Source organism: Micromonospora sp. M51, assembly GCF_018070305.1.
GTDB lineage: Bacteria > Actinomycetota > Actinomycetes > Mycobacteriales > Micromonosporaceae > Micromonospora > Micromonospora parva.
In genome coordinates this window covers 1-2314 of sequence record NZ_JAGPXZ010000876.1, presented here as the reverse complement: position 1 = coordinate 2314, position 2314 = coordinate 1, and the positions used below count along the sequence as shown (strand labels likewise).

General features: G+C 74.3%; 1 protein-coding gene and 1 pseudogene. One reads left to right on the top strand and one right to left on the bottom strand.

Going from position 1 to position 2314, the window contains the following annotated elements; all coding sequences use genetic code 11:
* Window positions 1-1716: pseudogene (locus tag KBX53_RS30065) on the top strand (serine protease); the annotation flags it as partial.
* Window positions 1717-1777: 61 nt separating this feature from the next.
* Here the strand turns inward: KBX53_RS30065 and KBX53_RS30060 are convergent.
* The coding region (locus tag KBX53_RS30060) for a penicillin acylase family protein (protein ID WP_210863057.1) at window positions 1778-2314 on the bottom strand (537 nt) is incomplete at its 5' end.

The window sequence follows — 2314 nt, the reverse complement described above, 5'->3', positions numbered from 1 at the left end:
TGGAACGGTTGGATCTCCGCGGACGTGCGCGGTGTGCACGGGCCGCACTCCAAGGGCATGGCGATGCTCAGCTTCACCGACGTCAACCTGGACACCGACCGCACCGTCACCCTGGACGCGCGTGCCGCCCGGCAGGTGCAGGCCCGGGTGCCGCAGGAGGCCACCGCCAGTGCGCTGCGGATGGACATCCACCGGTCCACGAAGAACGGTCTCACCGAGAGTCAGGTGCTGCCCGACGACTCGTACGACAGCATGTGGGCGTTGCCGACGAGCCGTCCGGTCACCGACGGCGAGTTCGAGTTCGGCGCCCGGTGGCGGCTGGAGCAGCCGGCGTTGACCGTCTCGGCGGGCGGTCGCTCGTACGACGATCTGTTGGTGAAGCGGGCCACCCCGGCGCTGCCGGCCGGTCGTCGTCAGCTGGACGCGGTCTATGTCGCTGACGCGTCGGCGGCGGGGCTGGCCAACCGGCCGGTCCGGGACCGGGCCGTGGTGGTGCGCCGCAGTGACAGCGTCGACATCGCCACCCAGGCGCGGGCCGCCGCGGCGGCCGGGGCGAAGCTGCTGCTCGTGGTGAACGACGGCATCGGTCGGCTGCAGCCCTGGGACGAGTTCGCGTGGAGCCCGGAGAGCCCGGCCCCGGTGACAGTGGCCACGCTCGGCGCGGACGAGGGTGGGCAGCTCATCGCCGCGCTGGAGCGCGGCGCGGTGCGGCTCACCGTCGAGTCGCACCCGGAGACCAGCTACCTGTACGACGTGGCGCACCACTGGTCCGGCACGGTGCCGGCCGACCCCACCTACCGGCCCACGAAGCGGCAGTTGGCCCGGGTCGACGTGGAGTTCCGCAACTACCGGCAGGGCAAGGCGTTGGAGTTCCGCACCGACGTCTGGCGCGGGTGGGCGTCCAGCAACCAGGAGCCGGCCCCGGCGCAGGGCCGGCGAACCGACTGGGTGAGCGCCGACCAGCGGTGGATCGACGACGCGTTCATCGCCGGCGAGACCGGTCAGCACCTGCAGGCGGTGACGACCTACCCGGCGGGCAAGCCGAGCGCCGTCACCTGGTTCGGGCCGATCCAGCGCCCCCGGATGGGTGGCGGCTACGTGCCGGTCCGATACCTGGACACCGTCTACCTGCCCGCACCCGGGTGGGGCGACGGAGGCGGTCACATCGGTGAGGCGTACGCCAACTACGACATGGTCAACCGGACCACCCTCTACCAGGGTGACCAGGAGCTGAACTGGGGCAACGCCGAGTACCTCCAGGTCTCCGGGCTGGCGTCTCAGCGGCTGCCGTACCGGCTGGTGGTGGAGAACGACCGGGCCGCCTGGAGCAACCCGTACTCCCGGCAGACCCGCACCGAGTGGGCCTTCACCTCGGCGGTGACGGGGGAGGAGTCGGCCGAGGTGCTGCCGATGATCCAGCTGGACTACCAGGTGGACATCGACGCCGCCGGCCGGGCGGCGCGGCGGGCACCCTTGACCGTGGTCGCCTCCCACCTGCCCGACGTCAGCGGCACTGTCGGCGCGGTGACGGTGGAGGTGTCCTACGACGACGGGGCGAGCTGGCAGAAGCAGCGGCTGACCCGGCACGGCGACGGCTGGCGTACCTCGCTGGCCGCACCGGCGACGGCCGGCTTCGTGAGCCTGCGCACCACCGCGCGCGACGCCGCCGGCAACACCGTGAGCCAGCGCATCACCAGGGCGTTCGGCCTGCGCTGACGCCACTGTGGCCGGCCGTCGCCGGGGGCGCCTCGGGCACCCCGGGCGGCGGCCGGTGCCGTCAGTCCCGCTCCTGCGTCAGCTGCTCCCAGTCGGTGACGACCGGTAGCAGCTCCCCGGCCAGCCAGGCGCGGCTCTGGTCGTCGTGGTGCGGGTCGCCGGGCACCCCGCACGCGCCCAGCGGGACCACCCACCGGCTGTCGCTGCGGCGGGCCAGGTCCCAGACGAAGCGCGCCGCCGGCCCCCGCAGGCACCAGTGGGTGACCCCGGGCACGCTGGAGGTGGCCAGCACGCAGTCGTGGTCACCGTCGAGCCGGGGACCGGACCCGGCGTCCGCGCCGGGCAGCGCCCGCCACAGCGCCAACCGGTGCAGGTCACCCCAGGGCACCTGCCCGGCGGCCGCGTCGCCGGCCTCCTCGGCCGCCGCGCTCACCAGCGCGCCGATGTCCACACCGGGCGGCGGGGTCGCGCCGAGCAGATGCTCCAGCGCGTAACCGACCCGCGGCGTCAGCGCCAGCCAGGGCGCGAACACCTCGGGGTACGCGGGCGGCTCGGCCAGCGCGGCCAGCGCCGGGTGGGCGGCGAGCCGCCCGCGTAC